The 21784-nt window shown below is 61.6% G+C and carries 16 protein-coding genes; 9 read left to right on the top strand and 7 right to left on the bottom strand.

Features of this window, described 5'->3' with window-relative positions; translation table 11 throughout:
- Positions 1-9: 9 nt before the first annotated feature.
- The 6 genes from HPTL_RS04640 to minE are packed head-to-tail and all read left to right on the top strand — an operon-like array spanning position 10 to position 6066.
- The gene (locus HPTL_RS04640; RefSeq protein WP_119334924.1) at positions 10-870 is read left to right on the top strand and encodes a D-hexose-6-phosphate mutarotase; all 861 of its coding nucleotides are present in this window, start codon (positions 10-12) and stop codon (positions 868-870) included.
- A gap of 30 nt (positions 871-900) precedes the next feature.
- Positions 901-3258, top strand: a complete 2358-nt coding sequence (locus HPTL_RS04635; RefSeq protein ID WP_119334923.1) for a Tex family protein — start codon at positions 901-903, stop codon at positions 3256-3258.
- Positions 3255-4145 carry an Hsp33 family molecular chaperone HslO gene (hslO, locus tag HPTL_RS04630; protein ID WP_119334922.1) on the top strand — a complete coding sequence of 297 codons (891 nt, stop codon included), beginning with the start codon at positions 3255-3257 and terminating at the stop codon, positions 4143-4145. The genes HPTL_RS04635 and hslO overlap by 4 nt, the downstream gene beginning before the upstream one ends.
- A gap of 9 nt (positions 4146-4154) precedes the next feature.
- A complete protein-coding gene (minC, locus tag HPTL_RS04625; RefSeq protein ID WP_119334921.1) occupies positions 4155-4937 on the top strand; it encodes a septum site-determining protein MinC in 783 nt (260 codons plus the stop codon).
- A gap of 24 nt (positions 4938-4961) precedes the next feature.
- Positions 4962-5774 carry a septum site-determining protein MinD gene (minD, locus tag HPTL_RS04620; protein WP_179949085.1) on the top strand — a complete coding sequence of 271 codons (813 nt, stop codon included), beginning with the start codon at positions 4962-4964 and terminating at the stop codon, positions 5772-5774.
- Between the two features lie 10 nt (positions 5775-5784).
- Positions 5785-6066, top strand: coding sequence for a cell division topological specificity factor MinE (gene minE, locus HPTL_RS04615; protein ID WP_119336083.1), 282 nt, complete (start codon positions 5785-5787; stop codon positions 6064-6066).
- 94 nt (positions 6067-6160) lie between these two features.
- Here the strand turns inward: minE and HPTL_RS04610 are convergent, their stop codons facing one another.
- The 7 genes from HPTL_RS04610 to HPTL_RS04580 form a co-directional block, all read right to left on the bottom strand.
- Positions 6161-8653, bottom strand: a complete 2493-nt coding sequence (locus HPTL_RS04610) for a glycogen/starch/alpha-glucan phosphorylase (protein WP_197713788.1) — start codon at positions 8651-8653, stop codon at positions 6161-6163.
- On the bottom strand, positions 8637-10241 hold the full coding sequence (locus tag HPTL_RS04605; protein WP_170141270.1) for a glycogen synthase: 1605 nt from the start codon (positions 10239-10241) through the stop codon (positions 8637-8639). The genes HPTL_RS04610 and HPTL_RS04605 overlap by 17 nt, the downstream gene beginning before the upstream one ends.
- A 1-nt stretch (position 10242) precedes the next feature.
- On the bottom strand, positions 10243-12426 hold the full coding sequence (gene glgB, locus HPTL_RS04600) for a 1,4-alpha-glucan branching protein GlgB (protein ID WP_197713787.1): 2184 nt from the start codon (positions 12424-12426) through the stop codon (positions 10243-10245).
- 15 nt (positions 12427-12441) lie between these two features.
- On the bottom strand, positions 12442-13872 hold the full coding sequence (locus HPTL_RS04595; RefSeq protein WP_119334918.1) for a 4-alpha-glucanotransferase: 1431 nt from the start codon (positions 13870-13872) through the stop codon (positions 12442-12444).
- Between the two features lie 25 nt (positions 13873-13897).
- Positions 13898-15598, bottom strand: coding sequence for a glycoside hydrolase family 57 protein (locus HPTL_RS04590; protein ID WP_119334917.1), 1701 nt, complete (start codon positions 15596-15598; stop codon positions 13898-13900).
- A complete protein-coding gene (glgC, locus tag HPTL_RS04585; protein WP_119334916.1) occupies positions 15598-16893 on the bottom strand; it encodes a glucose-1-phosphate adenylyltransferase in 1296 nt (431 codons plus the stop codon). The genes HPTL_RS04590 and glgC overlap by 1 nt, the downstream gene beginning before the upstream one ends.
- Before the next feature lie 130 nt (positions 16894-17023).
- Positions 17024-18805, bottom strand: a complete 1782-nt coding sequence (locus HPTL_RS04580; RefSeq protein ID WP_119334915.1) for a methyl-accepting chemotaxis protein — start codon at positions 18803-18805, stop codon at positions 17024-17026.
- 77 nt (positions 18806-18882) lie between these two features.
- Here HPTL_RS04580 and lysS point away from each other — a divergent pair, with 77 nt between their 5' ends.
- Genes lysS through amrB form a run of 3 tightly spaced genes read left to right on the top strand, consistent with a single transcriptional unit; the run spans position 18883 to position 21777 of the window.
- A complete protein-coding gene (gene lysS / locus HPTL_RS04575) occupies positions 18883-20388 on the top strand; it encodes a lysine--tRNA ligase (protein WP_119336080.1) in 1506 nt (501 codons plus the stop codon).
- Positions 20389-20400: 12 nt separating this feature from the next.
- Positions 20401-20904 (top strand): 6-pyruvoyl trahydropterin synthase family protein, encoded by a 504-nt coding sequence (locus HPTL_RS04570; protein ID WP_197713786.1) that lies wholly within the window; start codon positions 20401-20403, stop codon positions 20902-20904.
- A gap of 42 nt (positions 20905-20946) precedes the next feature.
- Positions 20947-21777 carry an AmmeMemoRadiSam system protein B gene (gene amrB, locus HPTL_RS04565; protein ID WP_119334914.1) on the top strand — a complete coding sequence of 277 codons (831 nt, stop codon included), beginning with the start codon at positions 20947-20949 and terminating at the stop codon, positions 21775-21777.
- The last annotated feature ends 7 nt before the right edge of the window (positions 21778-21784 follow it).

The raw sequence follows: 21784 nt of genomic DNA, 5'->3' as shown, positions 1-21784 counted from the left end.
CAATCGAAGATGACTCCGACCGCAATCACCACCGACCGCTGGTGCGGGCTCGACGTCGTGCGGCTTCAGATTGGCGGTGCTCAGGTCACGGTGAGCCACTGGGGCGCGCACGTGCTTTCCTGGATCCCCACCGACGGCATCGAACGGCTCTACCTGAGCCCCAAAAACCCAGGGGATGGCGTTACCCCCATTCGCGGCGGCATCCCAGTGATCTTTCCGCAGTGGGCCGACCAGGGCCCCCGCACACGCCACGGGTTTGCGCGGCGCGTCCTGTGGCAGATGACAGAACAGAAACAAGACCCAGCGTTCGTCTTCGCAACGTGGCGGCTCACGCCGGACGCGCTCCCTGCGTCCTATCGTGACGAAATCCCCTCAGGCTGGTGGGCGGAAGTTACCGTAATGCTCTCCCCCGACCGCTTGGATGTCGAGTTGGCGGTAGGAAACGACGGAAGCACCCCCCTCTCTTTCACCGGTGGATTGCATACCTATCTGGCCACTCCGGAACTCGAACTTTCCCAACTCTCCGGTTTGTACGGGCTCACCTACCAGGACGCCAATGCCCAATGGCAAGCGGTCAAAGAGACCGCGCCCGAACTGGTCGTCGATCGCGCGGTGAACCGCGTCTATCCAGCGCCTACGCGCGCGCTGCTCTGGAAAAGTGGCAAAGTGGCCACGGGCATCGACCAAGCGGGCTTTGCCAATCTCGTCGTCTGGAACCCCGGGGAACACCACAACCTGGCCGATCTGCCCGCAGATGGGTTTCGGCGTTTCCTTTGCGTCGAAGCGGCGCAACTCACCGCACCGATCACCCTTGACCCCCGAGCCGAATGGGCGGGACGACAGTCGCTCGTCGCCCTTCCCTCGCTATAATCGCCCCTTGCCTGGATCGAACCGAATACCATGACGACGACACACTTGCCTTCGATCGAAGCCCGTATCGCCGAGCGGATTGGCGTTTCGCCGCACCAAGTGATCTCCGCGGTGCGGCTGATGGACGAAGGGGCAACGGTTCCCTTCATCGCGCGCTACCGCAAAGAAGCGACTGGGGGGCTGAGCGACGCTCAACTGCGCGAAATCGAAACCCTGCTGCTTGCACTGCGCGCGCTCGAAGCACGACGGGAAACGATCCTCAACACCCTCCGTGAGGCGGGACATCTCACGGCCGAACTCGAACAGGCCGTACGGTCGGCTGAGACACGACAGGCGCTCGAAGACCTCTACCTGCCGTACCGACCCAAACGTCGGACCAAAGCGAGTATTGCCCGCGAAGCGGGTTTAGAACCGCTTGCCGAACAGCTCATGAGCCGTGTCGAAGCGCCGCCGGAGGTGCTTGCCGCACCGTTCGTCGCTCCGGAAAAAGGGTTTGCCGACGCCGCTGCGGCGCTCGAAGGGGCCCGCGCGATCTTGAGCGAACGCCTCAGCGAAGACGCCGCTTTGTTGCAACCGTTGCGCGAACGGTTCTGGAGCGAGGCGGTGATCCGGTCGCAGGTGCTCGATTCCAACGCCCCGAACGCCGCAAAATTTCGCGACTGGTTCGCGTTCGAAGAGCCGATCCGCTCTATTCCCTCACACCGCGCATTGGCGCTCCTACGCGGGCGCAACGAGGGGGTGCTGCACCTTGCCGTCGATATCCCTACCGCGGAAGACCAGCCCCATCCCTTCCTGGCGTGGATCGCCCGTCGGATCGGGTGGGATCGACTCGACGACCCGGCAGCAGCGTGGCGGACCCAGACCCTTGCGCGCATCTGGCGCACCAAACTCCACCCGCAACTCGAACGCGACGCGCTCAACCAGATGCGTGAAAACGCGGAACGGGAAGCGATCCGCATCTTTGCGGCGAACCTCAAGGAGCTGCTCCTTGCGCCGCCTGCCGGCAACCAGGTCGTGATGGGAATCGACCCAGGCATTCGCACCGGGATCAAAATCGCGGTGATCGACGCCACCGGCGCCGTCGTCGCCACGGAAACCTGCTACCCGTTCGAACCGAAACGCCACGTCGAGCCAACACTTGCGCGCCTCGCCGAATTGGTAACGACACACCGAGTGCAACTCATCGCAGTCGGCAACGGCACCGCGAGCCGGGAAACCGAAAAGCTGATCGACACACTCCTTGCGCGTTTGCCCCACGACGCACGCCCCATGAAGTTGATCGTTTCGGAAGCGGGCGCTTCGATCTATTCGGCCAGCGAACTCGCCAGTGAAGAGCTCCCGGAACTCGATGTCAGCCTCAGAGGCGCGGTCTCGATCGCCCGCCGCGTGCAGGATCCCCTGGCAGAGTTGGTGAAGATCGACCCGAAATCGATCGGTGTCGGGCAATACCAACACGACGTCGATCAAGTGGAACTCGCGCGGATGCTCGACGCGGTCGTTCAGGACTGCGTCAATGCCGTAGGGGTAGATCTCAACACCGCCTCGCCCGCGCTCCTCGCCTACGTCTCCGGGCTCAATCGCACGCTAGCGCGGGAGATCGTCGCGTGGCGCACCCAGCACGGCCCCTTTCGCAGCCGCGCGCAACTCCTCGAAGTGCCCCGGCTGGGCCCAAAAACCTTCGAACAGTGTGCTGGTTTCTTACGCATTCGCGACGGAGACGAACCGCTCGATGCCTCTGCCGTCCACCCCGAAGCCTATCCGCTGGTGGAACGGATACTCGCGCGCATCCAGAAAACGGTGAAAGAGGTGATGGGGCGAAGCGACTGGCGTGACGCGATCGACCCCAACGAATTCACCGACGCGCAATTCGGCCTCTTTACCGTGCAGGACGTGCTCGAAGAGCTGGCAAAACCGGGGCGCGATCCACGCGGCGAGTTTCGCACCGTCCGCTACGCCGAAGGGGTCGAATCGCTCGACGACCTCCAAGAAGGGCAGTGGCTCGAAGGGGTGGTCACCAACGTCACCCATTTCGGCGCATTCGTCGATATCGGCGTGCATCAAGACGGGTTGGTACATGTCTCCGAACTTGCCGACCGCTTCGTCAAAGATCCGTTGACCGTCGTCAAACCGGGGCAAATCGTTCGCGTACGGGTGCTCTCTGTGGACAAAGCACGGCAGCGCATTGCGCTCTCGATGCGTGCCCAACACGAACGTAGCGGGAAACCCAACAGTGTCCCCTCCGGCACGACCGTAACAGCGCACAACGGCGCGCACAACCGTTCCCGTACCGCCACACCTGCCAAACACAACCCCACTCGACCCCAAGAACCGGTAACGGCGCTCGCGCTGGCCCTTGCCCGCGCGCAACAGGAGAAATCCGCGCGATGACCCCAGAATCGACCGATTGCGTGACCCCTTTCCTACTCGAAAATACGGACATCCGTGGCGCCCATGTGCGACTGACCCAGGTGTGGCAGCGCGTTTTGGCGCACCGTCGTTACCCTCCGGCGATTCGGCGCGCCCTTGGGCAACTCACCGCTTTTGCGGCGCTCCTATCGGCACGCCTCAAAACCCCCACGCGGATCACATTGCAGGCGCAGGGAAAAGGGCTCGTTCCGCTCGTGGTCGTCGATCTTTCGCTCGAACGCGAGCTGCGTGCCGTCGCGCAACGGCGCGACGAAGCGATCCCGATCGCCGACGACGCGGAACTCCGCGAACTGTTGGGCGAAGCGGCGCAACTCGCTCTGATCATGGAACTGCCCGCGACGCATACCCCGTATATCAGTATCGTCCCGTGGGAAGGGACGACCCTCAACGACGCCCTGGAAGCGTTCCTTGCGCAATCGGATCAACAGCCCACGCGACTTTGGCTGAGCGCCGACGACCAGACCGCAGCCGGCCTGATGATCCAGAAATTGCCCACCGCAGACGAAAAAGACCCCGATGGTTGGCGGCGTACCGTTCTTTTAGCCGAAACCTTGCGCGAAACGGAACTCGTGCAACTCGACGCCAGCACCCTTTTGACGCGGCTCTTTGCCGAAGAGACCATTCGCGCATTCCCCTCGGTGCCGATCCTGCCGTACGACCGGGTCGAACCCGAACGGATCCAACGGCTCTTGCGTTTGATCGGACGTGACGAAGTGGAGGCGATGTTGGCTGAACAGGGTGTCGTGGAGATCCACGACGAACTCTCAGGACACACCTACCGGCTCGAGCGCAACGAAGCGCTTGCCGCGTTCGCGAACGACCTTCCCTCTTCCCCTCGCATTCATTGAGGTATTGCGATGCCGGAACCGATCGTCCGCTTCACTCCGACGAACCTTGCCGGTTTCGTCGTGACACTCGCCGCAACCAGCCCCGCCCGTTTGGCAGACGAACTCCACAAGGTGTTCGCTGGCGCCAACCGCTACTTTGCTGGCGAAGTGGCGGTGCTCGATTTTAGCGAAGTGCCCGAGTGGCCCACTCAGGTCGATTGGGCGGGAATCGCTGCGTTGATGCGCCGCATCGGTCTGCAACCGGTTGGGGTGCGCAGTGTTCCGGAATCGTTTCATACGGCGCTTGCGCGCACCAACCTGGCGCTGCTCGATGCCATTCCTGCGGAGCGTACCGCCTCCCCAATGCCACAAGCCACTAGAGCGGTCACACCCGAATGGAATGGCCCGCTTGCGGCAACGCCTGAGGGAGCGAAAGCAGAACCCAGCGAATCGCCCACGAGCGCCACGCGTATCATCGACCGTCCCGTTCGCTCCGGGCAGCAGATCCATCATCCCGACGGCGACGTGATCCTCATGAACGGAGTCAATCCCGGTGGCGAAGTGATCGCAGGAGGGCACATCATTTGCTGGGGGCCCCTTGCCGGGCGAGCGATCGCAGGCGCGTATGGCTTGGAATCGGCACGTATCTTCGCGCAGCGCTTCCAACCCGAGCTCGTCGCGATCGCGGGGATCTTCAAAACCTTCGAACAGGGTGTCCCTTCTGCCTTTTCGGGTAAGCCCGTACAGGTCCGCTTGGAACCCCAATCAGAAAAAACGGAAATGCGGTTACAATTCGAAATCATCGAACCCTGAAATTGAATTTACGGATCGAACATCATGCGCATCGTCGTCGTGACCTCGGGGAAAGGGGGCGTAGGAAAAACCACCACCAGCGCCGCGTTCGCTACCGGCTTGGCGTTGCGCGGGTACAAAACGGCCGTGATCGATTTCGACGTCGGGTTGCGTAATCTCGACCTCATCATGGGTTGCGAACGCCGCGTCGTCTATGATTTCGTGAACGTCATCCAAGGAGACGCGAAGCTCCACCAAGCGCTGATCAAAGACAAACGGGTCGAATCGCTCTATATCCTACCCGCTTCGCAGACCAAGGACAAAGAAGCGCTCACCGAAGCGGGCGTCGAAGCGGTGATGCACGAATTGCAGCAGATGGGCTTCGATTTTGTCGTCTGCGACTCGCCCGCCGGAATCGAGCATGGCGCGTTGATGGCGATGATGTTTGCCGACGAAGCGATCGTCGTGACCAACCCGGAGGTCTCTTCGGTGCGCGACTCCGACCGCATCCTGGGATTGTTGCAGTCGAAGACACGGCGCGCGATCGAAGGCCGGGAACCGATCAAAGAGCACCTTTTGATCACCCGGTACAACCCGAAACGGGTCGAAGAGGGCGAAATGCTCTCTTACAAAGACATTTTGGAGCTTCTGCGCGTCCCCTTGATCGGTGTGATTCCCGAATCGGAAGGGGTGCTGCACGCTTCCAACCAGGGCGAACCGGTGATCCTCATCAAAGAGGACAAGGCGGCTCAGGCCTACGACGACGTCGTCGGTCGTTTCCTCGGGGAGAACCGACCGCTGCGCTTCACCACCTACGAAAAACCGGGGCTATTGAAGCGCCTACTGGGAGGTGGTTGAAATGGCTGGGTTGTCTCTGCTCGACCGCTGGTTGGGGCGCAAACCGCGCTCGACCGCAAGCATCGCCAAAGAGCGGCTCACCATGGTTTTGATGCGGGAGCTGCCCGAAGGACAAGCGAGCTCTCCTGAAGAAAGCGCGCGCCTGCAACAACTTCAGGAAGAGATCCTGGCAGTCGTCGCAAAATACTACCCGGTTGACGCCGACGCGATCAAGGTCCATCTCGAGCGCAAGGAAAACGTCGAGATGCTCGAAGTCAATATCACACTCAACGAACGCACGGGTAGCGGCTGACCGGGGAGATCCTTCTCCCCCTGAAGTTTATCCGCGCAGACACGTTTCAAGCACCGTGACCAGGTGCCTGCGCAGCGATTACCGCCGCAGGCGATCACGTCGCGCTTCGCGCTGGCTCACCGATCGCCGCCAAGTGCCAGATCCGCTGGTTGTACTCGATCAGCGTTCGGTCGGAAGAGAAACGGCCGCTCATGGCGACGTTGCGCACGGCGCTTTCGAACCAACGCGCCGGGGCGCGATAGTGCGCCGCTGCCGCCTCCTGCGCAGCACGGTACGACGCAAAATCGGCCAGCACCAGCCACGGGTCGTTGGGTGAGAAAAGGCGATCGAGGATTGGCTGAAAGATTCCCGGCTCGAAGGGATTGAAAAACTCCCGTTGCAGATAGCCGATCACGCGCGCGAGCGCCCCATCTTGCTGGACGATCGCTATTGGATCGTAATCGGTGCGGCGCGCTTGCACTTCGTCGGCAAGCAGCCCGAAGCGGAAAAAGTGCGCCTCCCCGACCGCTTCCAGAATCTCGATGTTTGCGCCGTCGTAGGTACCGATCGTGATCGCTCCATTCATCATCAATTTCATATTGCCGGTACCGGAAGCCTCGGCACCCGCGGTAGAGATCTGCTCCGAAAGGTCGGCTGCGGGCGCGATCTTTTCCATTGCGCTCACCCGGTAATCCGGCAAAAAGACCACCTGCAACAACCCTTCCGTTTGCGGATCTTTAGTGATCACCTCGGCGACGTTGTTCAAGAATTTGACGATCAGTTTGGCGAACGCATACCCCGGAGCGGCTTTGCCGCCGAAAATGACCACGCGCGGCGTCCAGCCGTCGGTCTCGCCATGCTTGATCCGATCGTAAAGGTGGATCACGTGCAGGGCGTTCAAAAGCTGCCGTTTGTATTCGTGGATGCGCTTGACCTGCACGTCGAAGAGCGCCGCGGGATCTACCTTGATTCCCCCTTCATGCGCGATTTGCTGCGCCAGCTTCACTTTGTTTTCCCGTTTTACCGCGGCGAACCGTTCGCGAAACGCCGCGTCTTGCGATAAGGGAAGCAGCGCTGTGAGGCGATCGAGGTCGGTAACCCAACCGCTACCCACCGCCTCGTCGAGCAGCGTTTTGAGACCAGGGTTACAAAGGGCAAGCCAGCGCCGGGGCGTCACTCCGTTGGTGATCGCTGTGAACTTCCCAGGAGAGAGTTCGGCGAAATCAGGGAAGAGGGTCGTGACGAGCAGATCGGTATGGAGACGGGAAACACCATTGACCGCAAAACTGCCGTGCACCGCAAGGTGCGCCATCCGCACCCGATCGCTGCTGACAATTGCCAGCCGTTCCTGGCGGCTCGGTTCATCGGGCCAGCGCAACTGGATCGAGAACCGGAAACGGCGATCGATCTCGACGATGATCTCCCAATGGCGGGGCAGAATACGCCGCACCATCTCGCCCGGCCACGTTTCGAGCGCTTCGGGAAGCAGTGTGTGGTTGGTATAGGCCGTCACCCGCGTCGTGAGACGCCACGCCTCGTCCCAACCGAAATGGTGCTCATCGATCAGAATCCGCATCAGTTCAGCCACTGCCAGCGCGGGATGGGTATCGTTGAGCTGAAAACAGTGAAGTTCGGCAAAACGGTGCCACTCGGGGCCACAGTGGTCGAGCCACTGCGTCACGGCATCCTGCAACGACGCCGCAACGAGGAAATATTGCTGCCGCAACCGAAGCTCTTTGCCCAAGACGCTCGCGTCGTTGGGGTAAAGTACAAGTGTGAGGTTTTCCGCAGCGATTCGCGCATCGACCGCCTCGAAATAGTCTCCTTCGTTGAATTTGTCCAGGTTGAACTCGTTGGGTGCCTGCGCCGACCACAGCCGCAATGTATTGACCACCCCGTTGCGGTATCCGGGAACCGGAATATCGTACGGTACCGCCAGAACTACCTCTGCATGATCCCAATGGACGTAGAACCGCCCCGTCTCCGGGTCGATGTAGTGGTGCGTCCGTCCGCCGAATCGGATTTTTCGGGTATATTCCCGCCGCTCCAACTCCCATGGGAACGCGGGTTGGCGCAGCCACCGCTCCGGCTCTTCCACTTGGTAGCCGTTACGGATCGCTTGGCGAAACATCCCATATTCGTAACGCAGCCCGTACCCCATCACTGGTAACGCGAGCGTCGCGGCGCTTTCGAGAAAACAGGCGGCAAGCCGGCCCAGACCGCCATTGCCCAACCCCGCATCACGCTCCGCCTCTTCGATCGCCTCGATTTCCTTTCCCAGTACCAGCAGCGCTTCGCGCAACGGCTCGGCAAGATCGAGATTGAACGCGATCGCCGCCAGCGAACGGCCGATCAGAAACTCCATCGACAGATAATAGAGGCGCCGGGTGGGTTGCCGTTTGAGGCGTTGCCACGTCGCGTGCCAGTCTGGCATTACCCGGTCGCGCACCGCCCACGCCACCGCCTCGAAGAGGTATTCGACCGGAGCGGCGAGCGTCCGCCCTTGCGTCTTGAACAGATAGTGTGCGATGTCCCGTGCGAGCCGCTCCGCATCGTTTCCCGTCTGCTCCGTGAGTTCTGCCAAGATCGCTTCAAGTTTCACCCCCACGTTCGCCTCCTTCACTCCGATATAGCGCTTCGTATGCCGCAACCCGCGACGCCCAGGAGTAGTCACCTTCCATCGCGTTTTTCACGAGCGTGCGCCAACGACGCGGACGATCGCGCCAACAGTGAAACGCCCGCAGCAACGCCGCTCCGAGCGCCTGCGGCCCGTCACCGGTAAAAAGAAACCCATTTGCGCTAGCACCGAGCGACTCGTCGATCACCGTGTCGCGCAGCCCCCCGACTGCACGCACCACCGGCACCGCGCCATAACGCATCGCGTAGAGTTGCGCCAGACCGCACGGTTCGAATCGGGAAGGCATCACGAAAAGATCGCAACCACCATAGATCAGATGCGCGAGCGATTCGTCGTAACCGATCGTCACCAAGAGCCGTTGCGGGTAGCGCGCCGCAAGCGTTTGCGCCTGCCGTTCGAGCAACGGGTCGCCGCTACCCAAGAGGACGACGCGCATCGGCGTGCGCTCGAACGTCTCCGGTAGCGCAGCAAGCAGCCAATCGACCCCTTTCTGTTCGCTCAAGCGCCCGACGAAACCGACAAGCAGCGCTCGGTTGCCCTCCAGCGTATCGCCCAAACCGTAACGCGCCAACAGCGCTGCGCGGTTGGATCGCTTCGCCGCAGTAAAACCGCGACCCGGGACGATCGGGGACGCAAGGTGGGAATCGCGCAACGGATTCCACGCCACCGGATCGATACCGTTTACGATACCGAGGAACGCCTTCTCGGCCGCCCGCTGCGCCAACGCGCCCTGCAAGCCGTAATCCCCTTTTCCTGCAAGGAGTTCTTGAGCATAGCCGTTGCTGACGGTCGTCACTACGTCGCTGAGCGTCACTCCCGCCTTGAGGAAATTGAGCTCCCCCCACGCTTCGAGAAAGCGAAAGTCCCACCAGCGATCGGGAAGATCGAGCGCGCGAAAGAGCGAGTAGGGAAACCAACCCTGGAACGCCGCGTTGTGGATGGTAAAAACGGTTCGCGGCACCGCGATCCCCTCCTTTTCCGCGCCAAGCCGAAGAAACGCCGACGTAAGACCTGCGTGCCAGTCGTGGCCATGGACTACCGCGGCGCGCCAACCGGCGATCGCGCCCGGGCCCAACCCGAGCGCCAACATCGCTGCGGCGCGGGAGAAGACGGCAAAGCGCTCGCCGTTGTCCCACCACGCCCGTCCGTCGCGATCGAAATAAGGAGAGCCGTCTCGATCGTAGAGCGGTGGGATCGCGACAAACCAGACCCGGCAGGTCTGTTCCGATAGTGACGAACGCTCCTCGTCGCAGGACGATGGTGGAGCCTTTCCCCACCGGCGGCCGCGTTGCGGCAGGGGCGACGGAAAAGTATCGGCCTCGCACCAGAAGGGCGCCGCCTCCCAGATCGTCGCTTCCCATGTCCGGCCCGCACCTGCTACCGCGAGCGTCCCCAACCGTCTCGCCCCATCCGGAAGTGCGCCTCGAAACGCAGGAAGCACGACGCGCACCTCGTGACCACGTGCAGCGAGCGCTGCGCTCAAACCCTGAACTGCATCGGCAAGTCCCCCCGTCTTGACGAACGGATGACATTCGGAAGCGACCTGAACGATTCGCACGCTACCCCTCCTCTTCTCTTCCAACCGGTTGCAGCAGAAGCGCGCCGAACGGCGGAAGCGTCAGCGCGACGCTGTACGGAAAGCCGTGCCACGGAACCGCTTCGGCCCGTACAGCGCCGCAATTGCCGACGTCACTCCCTCCGTAGAAGCGGCTGTCGCTGTTCAGCCGCTCGCGCCAGAGACCGCCAAACGGTACCCCCACCCGATAGTTCGTTCGCGTCAACGGCGTGAAATGGAGCACCGCCAACACAACTTCACCTTTTCTTCCCTTACGCAAGAAAGCGATCACCGACTGTTCCGCGTCGTGACAATCGACCCACTCAAAGCCCTCTGCGTCACAATCGAAGTCATGCAGCGCGCCCAGCGCACGGTAGGTCGCGTTGAGATCGGCAACCCACCGTTGCACGCCACGGTGCCCCGCCTCGGCGAGCAACCCCCAATCGAGTTCGCGCCGTTCGCTCCACTCACGCCACTGCGCAAACTCCCCCCCCATGAAGAGGAGTTTTTTGCCAGGGTGCCACCACTGCCACGCCAGCAAAAGACGCACCTGTGCCCGTTTCGCATCGGCATCGCCGGGCATTTTCGCCACGAGCGATCCTTTGCCGTGCACCACTTCGTCGTGCGAGAGCGGAAGGACGAAATTCTCGCTGTAGGCATACCACTGAGAGAAGGTAAGCTTATCCTGATGGTAACGGCGAAAGAGGGGATCGTGCGCGAAATAAGTGAACGTGTCGTGCATCCACCCCATGTTCCACTTGAACGAAAAGCCAAGCCCCCCCATCCATACTGGACGCGACACCATCGGCCAGGCAGTGGACTCTTCGGCGAACACCAGCGCACCAGGAACCTCGGCGTGGATCAGCGTGTTCAAACGACGCAAGAATTCGATCGCTTCGAGATTTTCACGCCCACCATAATGATTGGGCAACCACTCCCCAGGGCGACGCGAATAGTCCAGGTAGAGCATCGAGGCTACCGCATCGACCCGCAACGCGTCGAAGTGGTATTCGACGAGCCAAAAGAGGGCGTTGGCGATCAGAAAATTGCGCACCTCATGGCGACCATAATTGAAAATCAGACTCCCCCAGTCGGGATGTTCGCCCAGGCGGGGATCCTCATGCTCGAAGAGCGCCGTACCGTCGAAGCGGGCAAGCGCCCATTCGTCTTTCGGGAAATGGGCGGGCGTCCAGTCGAGGATCACGCCGATTCCTGCCTGATGCGCCGCATCGACGAACGCTTTGAGATCGTCCGGGGTGCCGTAGCGACTGGTTGGGGCGTAAAAGCCGGTCACCTGGTACCCCCACGACTCGTCGAGCGGATGCTCGGCAAGGGGCAGGAGTTCGATATGGGTGAATCCCAACGACTGCACGTATGGGATCAGCCGCTCGGCCAGTTCGCGGTAACTGTAGAAACGTCCGTCGGCGTGTCGCATCCAGGAACCGGCGTGGACCTCGTAGATCGCGATCGGCTCGTGGTAGGGATCCCAGGCGTTTCGCGCGGCCAACCACGCTTCATCGCCCCAGGTATAACGGCTGCGCCACACCTTCGAACCATTTTGCGGCCGCAGTTCGAACCACTGTCCCGATGGGTCGCTCTTGGTGACGATCGCTCCCGAACGGGTGCGGATCTCGAATCGATAGCGATCCCCAACAGTAAGACCTGGAATGAAAAGCGACCAGATTCCGCTGCTGCCCAATACGCGCATCGGATGGCGCAACCCGTGCCATTGGTTGAAGTCCCCAACCACCGAAACCCGTTCGGCGTTGGGCGCCCAAACGGCAAAATGGACACCCGCCACACCGTCGATCTCGACGCAGTGCGCCCCCAACTTCTCCCACCACCGCCAATGCTCGCCGATCCCGATGAGGTAACAGTCCAACGCGCCAAGCAACGTGGGAAAAGTCCAGGGCGAAACGACGCTGTGCCACATTTCGTCGCCCTCTTGCCAGCGCACCGTATGGTGGGGCAACAGCGTTTTCCGCTCGTCTGCCGTGAAACGAGCGCGCCACACCCCTGGCGCGACCATTGCCAACCGCTTACCCCCCACCTCGACCGCGGTTGCCGTTGGCAGCCACTCGTAAAGCGCCCAGTGATCCCCTTCTTCGATGCGCCACCCCAACCCGCGGAAAGGGTCGTGTACCGTTCCAGCGTTCAATGCCTGCCAAACGGGCTCCAGTTCGCTCAACACCCCCCTCCCTGCTCAGCCGCGCGCAAAGCGTTCGACGCGGTCGCGGATGCGCTGTGCCAGTTCGACACGCAACGCCCCTTCCGGAACCCGCCAACGCCAATTGCGCTCATTCACCGTGCCCGGAACGTTGAAGCGCGCCTCAGCCCCCAAACCGAGCCAATCGGCAATCGGGATCACCGCCCAGCGTGCGCGGCTTGCCAGCGCCGCGTCGATCATCGGCCACGGCATCGGATCGTCGCTATGAGGCAACTGCGCCAGGATCCACTCGCGATAGCCCCCATCCTCGATCCCGTTCCACCACTCGAGCGTCGTCGCGTTGTCGTGCGTCCCGGTCATCACCCACTGCCATTCGGGAATCGCGTGCGGCGCATGGGGATTACCCGGCAGACCGTCGAAGCCGAACTGCAACACCGAAATGCCGGGGAGATGGAATGCCGCTTGGAGCGCGCGCACCTCGTCGGTGATGATCCCGAGGTCCTCGGCGATGAACGGCAGCGGTTCGCCGCCGCAATCGGTGCGAACGCGCGCAAAGAGCGCGTCACCCGGAACCGGCACCCAGCAGCCCGTCTCGGCTGTCGGCGCGTCTTCCGGGATCGACCAGACCGCTTGGTAACCGCGAAAATGGTCCAACCGTACCCCGTCGCACCACGACAGTTGAGCGGCGAGCCGGGCGCGCCACCAGCCAAATTCGGTCTCGCGCAGCATGCCCCAGTCGTACTGGGGATTCCCCCAGCGCTGACCGCTGGCGCTGAAATAGTCTGGCGGAACCCCGGCAACAAAAGCGGGGGAGCCGTCGGATTGCAGCAAGAAGTAAGCGCGGTTGCCCCAGACGTCGGCGCTATTGGCTGCGACGAAAAAAGGGAGATCACCAACTACCCAGATGCCCGCCTCATGAACCAGCGCCAGGACCTGCTGCCATGCGCGCTCGGCAGCAAGGAGCCGCGCCATTTTCGCCGTCAACCAACCGCGCGCTTCGGGGGGGAGCTGTTCGTCCTCCCGAAACAGCGCCAGATCAGGCGGCCATGCCCAGAATGGGCGATCCGGGAATTGGTGCGCATAATAACAAAAGAGCGCGTATTTCACCCGCTCACGCGCGATTACCGGCGCAAAAGGGGCAAGCCCCGGCGAGGCCAGACCGCTCTCTCCGCTCAGCCACACCTCGCCCTGCAGCGCCGATTCCACCGTCTCCTGCGGCGGCAAGGTGCGCTGCAACCACTCGGCGGCAAAAAGCCGCTCATTCACCGCGAAACTGGTCACGCACTCGTAAGGAGAGACATGACGCGGCGGATGGATCGGCAGGATCTGCCACAACCGCAGCCCCGCCTGCGCCATCCACGCAACGAACGCGCGCACCCGCGCTTCGGTGAGTCCGTCGTCCCCCGCAAGCGCTGTGGGGTGCAGCAGCACCCCCGCTGCGCGCCGCTCCAGCCATTCCCGGACCATCCTCCCCCCCTTTTTTGGCGAATCGTCATTGTGCGCGCTGCATCGTCCCTCCCAGCTCCGCAGCCCCCCCTCCGGTCGCAAATGGCTGCGCGAGCGCTTCCGGCGGCGCCGAACCGAGCAAACGGTACGCCTCGGCAAGATGCGCGCGGAAAAGGAAATCGAACTCGGTGACCGCCTCCAAGGGATTGTGGTCAGCAAACCACCAGAACCAATCCGACGCCTCACAATAAGCAAGCTGCTGGGCAACCACCGCACGTCGCGCTTCGTCCCACGTCGCCCACCGGGCGTCGATCGCCTCTTTGAGCGCAACCAGCGCAGCCCACGCACGATTTTTCGCGTCGCTGCCGATCCACGTGGCCAGGTTGCCCTGAACCCAGCTGCCTGCGCGGACCCGTTCCAGGCGATTCGGTTCGTGCCGTGCCGCGACCGCCTCGCTGACGGTACGCATCACAAGTTTCGGGTGGTGGCTTAGCCGCTCATAAAGGAGCGTGAGGAAATCCCAGCCGTTGTTCGGGTAGTACTCCCAGGCATTTTCCCCATCGAGCGCGATGAGGACCGTATGCTCGCCCGCTTCCGCGCCATAGCTGGCAGCAATTCGCTCGAGCGCGGCAACCAGGTGTTCTACCGCGTCTTCGGCGCGCCAATGCTGGTAGGTGAATCCGATCATGTCGGACAGACCGTCGTCGCGGAAGAAAAGGCGGAGCGGTTGATCGCGCCAGGCGATCGGCGCAAAGAGCCCGTGTTTGCTCGCAAGATAGTCGGTGTCCCAGCCGCTTGCCTGCGCCGATGCGAACCATACCTTTTCGCCACTTGCGCACCACTGTACGCCGTATTCGGCAAAAAGCGCGAGCGAACGCTCGCAAATCGCCCCTTCGGCTGGCCAAAGACCGTTCGGTCTGAAGCCAAACAGCTCCTCGAACAGCGCGAAACCGGCATCCAGATGCCAGCGCAGGCGTTCCGCTCCTCCCGGATAATTCTTTTCAGGGAGCGGATCTTGCGGGCGGCTTTCGTGCGCCGCGGCAAAATCGAGGAGCAGCGGCGCGATCGGATGGCCGTAAGGGGTCAAAGAAAGCTCGATCTGTCCGCGTTCGGCAAGTCGCCGATAGCGCTCGGGGAGCGTTGCGATCGTCTCGGCGATGACGCGCACCAACGCACGCCGATCTTCCCCAGAAAAAGCAGCGGCTTGCGCGGCGAGCCTTTGCAGCGTCGGCTCCTTTTGCCGCAGCGACACCCCGCACCACGCCAGGTGGTACCAAGTGAGGAGATCGTAGAGGAACTGATCGTTGAGGTAGCGCAACCGTTCGCAACAGCAACCGAACCCCCCCTCCTCGACCCAAGCCAGGAGGTGGTGGAAGTGGGGATGGGGATGGACCATCGTCGGTGGATTGGCGCGGCGGCACGCTTGAACTACTTGACGTCTGCCTTCGAGATCCTCGGGAAGCGGGACAGCACCGCTCAGCCAGTCGAGCAGGCGGTCACCGACCGGTTCGCCATGGTCGAGAAAACGGGCAAGGCGCACAGCGTAATCGGACAACTGCGTCAAGAGGGTCGGCGTCCAATTGACCGTCGCTTTCGCCGCCGGGTGCGCTTCGAGATGCGCCGCCATCTCGGCGTAGTCCTTGATGGCATGGAGGTAGACCCATGGCAAACGGTAGCGCCCGTCCGGCTCTTTGTAATAGGGCTGATGCAGATGCCAGAGCAGTGCCACCCCCAACCGATTGCCCATCAGAAATCCTCCTGCGGATCGTAGTGGCGAAACGACTGACCAAGCATTTCCGGCGTGACGACGACCAGACCCGATTGGGGGCAGCAGTAGAATCGTTCGCGATCGGCTTCCCGATCGAAACCGATCTCCATCCCCGGCGGGATGCGGCAATGTTTGTCGATGATCGCGCGGCGAATCTTCGCATTCCGCCCCACTTCGACATTGGGCAACAGCACCGATTCCTCCACCGTCGAGTAACTGTGCAAGAAGGTATTGGTAAAGAGGATCGAGCGGCGCGCGACCGCGCCGGAGAGGATGCAACCGGCGGAGACGAGGGAGTCCACCGCCATGCCACGCCGCCCCTCGTCGTCGAATGCGAATTTCGCTGGCGGCCGCTGCGCCTGGTAGGTCCAAATCGGCCAGTTGCGATCGTAGAGGTTGAGCGGCGGCTCGATCGCGCAGAGATCCATGTTGGCTCGCCAGTACGATTCGATCGTCCCCACGTCGCGCCAGTAGTCGGGTTTTCCCGCTTCATTGACGAAACGGTAGGCAAAAAGGCGATCGCCCCGCTGCAACGCGTGCGGGATGAGATCGCGCCCGAAATCGTGGGTGGAATCGGCACGGTCGCGATCTTCGAGAAGAAGCGCATAGAGATATTCCGCGTCGAAGAGATAGATACCCATCGACGCCAACGCCATCTCGGGTTGGCCTGGGATCGGCTCCGGCTGCGATGGCTTTTCCACGAAGCGGACCACCCGGTTCTCCTCATCCACCGCCATCACCCCGAAATGGGAGGCTTGTGCAAGCGGCACGGGAATGCACGCGATGGTGATTTCCGCACGTCGTTCGACGTGGCTGGCAAGCATCCGCGCGTAGTCCATCGTATAGACGTGATCGCCGGCCAGAATGAGGATATAACGCGGACGGTGGCGGCGCAGCAGGTCGAGATTTTGTGCCACCGCGTCAGCGGTGCCCAGATACCACTCCTTCCCCATCCGTTGCTGCGCAGGAACGATCTCGATGAACTCCCCGACTTCGTGGCGGAGAAAATTCCACGCCCGCTGAAGGTGGCGAATCAGCGATTGCGCCTTGTACTGTGTGAGAACCGCAACGCGCGCAATCCCGGAATTGACGCAATTCGACAATGGGAAATCGATGATTCGGTACTTTCCGCCAAAAGGAACCGCAGGCTTGGCGCGCCAGCGCGTGAGGTGCTTCAGGCGATTCCCCTCCCCTCCAGCAAGAACTACTGCGAAAACCTGGCGCAAAATGGGAACCGGTGTTGTCGAGCCGTTTTGGTCAGTCGCTTCGGCCATGGCCTATTGCCATTATCGTCTCATCATTTTTCCATTATAGTAGGAAACAGCATACGCGCAAGAAAGTTATGGCAAAAGAGCGGTTAAGACGCGGAGAAGGCCCTCCGATGGCTCAAGCCGCAATGCGGTTTCATTGTTCCAGCAGTACGGGGATGGGGAGACCGACCCGAACGTTGCCCCACAAACGACCATTGACGTAAATCGGCATCGCGATGTCGGCAAGGATTTCGCCCGTGTCGCGCCGGTACGTCTGCAACAGGATCGGCCGTTCGTTTTGCGCTGCCCGCAACTCGTGGTGGTTGGTAAACTTGCGATATGTCCGGTTTCCCACCAGGTCTTTGGCTGGGTCACCGGTGAGCGGCTGGCTGAACTTCTTGTTGTGCGCAGAAAGATAGCCATCGGTATTGACCGCAACGGCAAATACTGCGTTCGGGATGCGCAGTAGCGTCTCATCGAGCAACCCTTGCGCCCGTCGCACGAACTCGTCACTCCAAGCCAATTTGAATTTGGGCGGTTCGCAATTGAGGTAGGGTTGGTAGTTGCGATCGAAAATGTCGATGCCCTCTGTCGCCATTTCCGTCAGAATGTCTTGGACACGATCGCGGAAGCGCCGCGTTTCGGTCACTGCGTGGTCGAGCCGTCCAAAGCCGATCCGGTAGCGAGAAAGCAGTTCGAGCGTTTGCTCCGTTCGTGCTTCCAGCTGCTCCATATGCTGGCGGCTTGTGTCGATCACTTGGGTGACTGCTTCGCTCGCCTGCACGATTTCCTTCACCTGTTTCGCGGCGTCCTCGTTGGCCACGCTCATCGTCTTCGAGGCGTCGACGATCTCGTCGAGGGCAACGCGACTCGCGTTCAACTCCGCTGCCATCGATTCGAAAAGCGTATTGGTCGCTTCGATGTCCGCTTCGGTCTGACGGACACGATCGACGATCGTCTCCCCCTGAGCTTGCGTCTTCTGCACCTCGGTAAGCATTAAATCGAGATCGCGGTAGATGTCGCTCGTCGCGACATTGACCCGCTCGGCGAGTTTGCGCACCTCATCGGCGACCACCGCAAAGCCACGCCCCATCTCCCCGGCACGTGCCGCTTCGATCGACGCATTGAGCGCCAATAGGTTCGTCTGATCCGCGATGTCGCGGATCAGGTCGGCGATTCCGCGAACTTCCTTGGCACGCGCCATGATCTCTTCCACTTGCCCATTGAACGCGGCCACGCCTTCGCGCGCCACCTTCACCTTCGCCACGGAACCACGCAGCGCTTCGACCGCCTCGGCAACCCGATCCAAATTGCGATGCATCATTTCGTCGAGATGTTCCGTCTTCGCCAAGACCGAACGGTTCGCCGAAACGATCGCTTCGCTTGCCCGTTGCGCATCGGCTGCTGCGTTGCGCTGTGCCTCTACCCGTTTCGCCGCCGTTTCGATTTCGTTTTCGGTAACCACTGCCGCTTGACCGGTTTCGAGCCCCGACGCACGCAGCTCGACGATCATCTGCCGCATCCGCTTGGCGAACGCGTTGTACGCGCGCGCGAGTTCGCTGAGTTCGTCTTGCGACAATTCGGGCAAATCGATCGAAAGATCTCCGAGACGCCGGTCGTTGCCCAACGTCTCGAAGATGTGCGTCATCGTACGCACCGGACGCACGATGAGATAGCGCAGGTACCAGACCAGAAAAACGGCGTACAGCAGGAGTGCGCCCCAAAGCCCCCAGAACCACGGCGTGACCTCGGCAAAGATTTGCGATACCTGCGCGGCTTCGACACCCGCCGCAACCAAACGAGACTCCAGCGCGGTAAACAACCACCAAAACCCACCCGCAAAGAGGGCAACCGAAACGATGCTCGCGAGCTTTTTGGTGAGCGTATTGAAGAAGGTTGCCTCAACCCAGCGATAGAGACGCCAAAAGAGTTCCATCTCACACCTCACTTTGCGCAAAGGGGCGCCGCGTGCGACAATTCGCGTCGGTCTCTTTTCCCGGAATGGTTGGCACGATGAACGAATCCACCGCTCAACACGAACTCAACACCGTGATGGAAGAGCGCCGGCGCAAACTGGCTGCGTTGCGTGAACAGGGCATTGCCTACCCCAACGATTTCGAACGTCTTCATTATGCCGCAAAACTGGCGGAGGCCTACGAGGAAAAAAGCCAGGAAGAACTCGAGCAATTGCGCGTTTCGGCAGTCGTTGCCGGCCGCATCATGCTCAAACGGGTGATGGGCAAAGCCAGTTTCATCACCCTTCAGGACATGTCGGGCCGCATCCAGGTCTATGTCGCACGGGATTCGGTCGGTGCAGACTGCTATGCAGACTTCAAACATTGGGACATCGGCGACATCGTCGGCGTTTCGGGGACGCTCTTCAAAACGCGCACCGGGGAACTGACCATCCACGCCGAATCGATCCGGTTGCTGACGAAAAACCTGCGCCCGCTTCCCGACAAGTACCATGGGATCGCCGATCAAGAACTCAAATATCGGCAACGCTACGTCGACCTCATCATGAGCGAAGAGACGCGGCTGCGGTTCGTTGCGCGCAGTCGCCTCATCCAGGCCATCCGCAACTACATGGTCGAATATGGGTTCCTCGAAGTGGAGACACCGATGCTCCACCCGATCCCCGGTGGCGCGAACGCGCGCCCGTTCGTCACCCACCACAACGCGCTCGATATGGCGATGTACCTGCGCATCGCGCCAGAGCTCTACCTCAAACGGTTGGTCGTGGGCGGCTTCGAGAAGGTCTTCGAAATCAACCGCAACTTCCGCAACGAAGGGTTGAGCCCGCGCCACAACCCGGAATTCACGATGATGGAGTTCTACGAAGCGTACGCCGACTACCGCAAAATCATGGACTTTACCGAAGGGTTGCTGCGCCACGCCGCGCGGGTGGCACTCGGCAGCGAAACGTTCGTCTATCAGGGGCGCACCCTCGACCTTTCTCGCCCCTTTGCGCGCATGACGATCGTCGAAGCCATTCACCACGTCCATCCCGGTTGGTCGCTGGCTCAGCTCAACGACCCCGACTGGTTACGCGCAAAACTCCACGAATTGGGAGTCGAAACCCGCCCCGAGCAAGGGGTGGGCGCGCTGCAACTGGCGCTTTTCGAAGAGACCACCGAAAGCGAACTCTTCGACCCCACCTTCATCGTCGACTACCCCGCTGAAGTCTCACCGCTGGCGCGACGCAGCGACACCAACCCAGAGATCGCAGAACGGTTCGAACTCTTCATCGCCGGGCGCGAGATCGCCAATGGTTTTTCGGAACTCAACGACCCCGACGACCAAGCCGAACGCTTTCGCGCCCAAGTGCGCGCCAAAGAGGCGGGGGACGACGAAGCGATGTATTTCGACGCCGACTATATCCGCGCGCTCGAGTATGGCCTTCCCCCCACGGGCGGTTGCGGGGTAGGAATCGACCGTCTGGTGATGCTGCTCACCGATTCGCCGAACATTCGCGACGTGATCCTCTTCCCCGCGATGCGGCCGGAAGCGCATGGCTGAAGGGACTGCATCGTGACACTTGAACGGCAACCGGATCTGCCCCCTGGCGTTGAAGCCGAATTTGCGATCACCCGGCGGCTCGAGTTCGACGCTGGCCACCGGATTCCAGACCACAGGAGCCTCTGCCGCCACGTCCATGGCCACCGGTACGTCCTCGAATTGACGCTCGTCGGCATGCCCGACCAAACGCCGGGGTCTCCCGAACGGGGAATGGTGATGGATTTCGGCGACGTCAAGCGAATCGCGTGGGAGCAACTCGTCGGCCACTGGGACCATGCGTTCCTGGTGTGGAACGAAGACCCGGTTGCCGACGCAATTGATGCGGTATTGCCAAACCACCGCACCGTGCGTCTCGATGTGATCCCGACCGCAGAGAACCTGGCGCGCATTGCATTCACTACCCTAGCACCCCATTTCCGCGCGCGTTACGGCCGCCATTTGCGTCTGGCGCGCGTCCGCCTGTACGAAACCCCCAACTGCTGGGCCGATTATCCGCTGGAAATCGGCGCGCATTAGCACTATATTGATTCGTATCCCAGCCTTAGGATACGAAGCGCGATGCATCAAAGAGCAACGACCCGGCAACCTGCTGTGAGCGGGCTCTTCTACCCTTCCGACCCGACGACGCTCGCAGCGCAAATTGCCGCGTTTTTGCGGCGAACCCCTCCCGTTCCACGGTCCGACGTTCCGCCCAAGGCTTTGATCGTCCCCCACGCCGGTTACGTCTATTCGGGGCCGATCGCAGCGCAAGCCTATCGATTACTCATCCCGTTTTCGGATCGCATCCGGCGCGTGGTGCTCTTCGGTCCAGCCCACCGGGTCCCCGTGTTGGGTCTGGCGCTACCGGAAACTTCGGCTTTCCGAACGCCACTCGGTGACGTTCCAGTCGATGTCGCAGCCTCCGCTGTTGCGCTGCAGCATCCCGACGTCGAACGGAGCGAGCGCGCGCACCTGCTGGAACACGCGCTCGAGGTCCAACTCCCGTTCCTGCAGCAAATCCTCGACGATTTCGCGATCGTCCCGTTCGTCGTCGGCTGGGTTGAACCGCACAAAGTGGCTGAGGTGATGACGCAGTTGTGGGGCGGGCCGGAAACCCTGATCGTGGTGAGTTCCGACCTCTCCCATTACCACCCCGACGCCGAGGCGCGTGCGCTCGATCAACGAACACTGCAACGCATCTTGGCGTTCGATCCGACGTTGGAACCCGACGACGCCTGCGGTTCGACCGCGATCGACGCACTGCTGATCGCTGCCAAGCAGCACGGTCTCACCCCGGAACTGATCGCGTACGGCACGAGTGCCGACACGGAAGGGCCACTCGACCGCGTCGTCGGTTACGCCAGTGTCGCGTGGTTTCCCGCACACGGCGCCGCCACGCACCTGCATTGAGGAAAAA

This window comes from Hydrogenophilus thermoluteolus (genome assembly GCF_003574215.1).
In the GTDB taxonomy this organism is placed as follows: Bacteria; Pseudomonadota; Gammaproteobacteria; order Burkholderiales; family Rhodocyclaceae; genus Hydrogenophilus; species Hydrogenophilus thermoluteolus.
This window is presented reverse-complemented; position numbering and strand designations above follow the sequence as displayed.